General features: G+C 70.9%; 1 protein-coding gene. It reads left to right on the plus strand.

All coding sequences use genetic code 11. The annotated features are described in order from the left end of the window. Window positions 1-383, plus strand: a 383-nt coding sequence (locus G6027_RS17215; RefSeq protein ID WP_182638202.1) for a hypothetical protein, incomplete at its 5' end; no start/stop codon positions are given. Window positions 384-402 lie beyond the last annotated feature (19 nt).

Below are 402 nucleotides of genomic sequence, written 5' to 3' on the forward strand. Positions count from 1 at the left end.
CCGCCGGCGCGGTCGGCGCGCTGACCGCCCAGCAGTGGAGCCAGGCCCCGCCCGACGGCCCGCCGGGCACCCTCGGGGCCGTGGAACCGATCGCCTTCTCAGGCCAGCCCGCCCAGAGCGAGATCACGGCTCACGTGGTGGCGCACACCTGGGGCACCGAGACCCTTCTGGAGATCGATGGCCTGCGAGAGGGCGTGAACGTCGACGTGATCCTCGTCGACCTCGAGGGCAACACCATCGCGTCGGGCTCGTTCATCGGGACCGAGGTCACCGTGGAGTGTGCGATGAACGCCGCCATCCTCCGTGAGGAGGTCGCGCAGATTCGGCTCACCTCCGACGACGGTTCGGTCGATGCCGCTGCGGAGCTGCCCCGCGTGAGCTGACCCGTCGACGGGTCAGCTC

It is taken from the genome of Dietzia sp. SLG310A2-38A2 (genome assembly GCF_014145095.1).
Lineage (GTDB): Bacteria > Actinomycetota > Actinomycetes > Mycobacteriales > Mycobacteriaceae > Dietzia.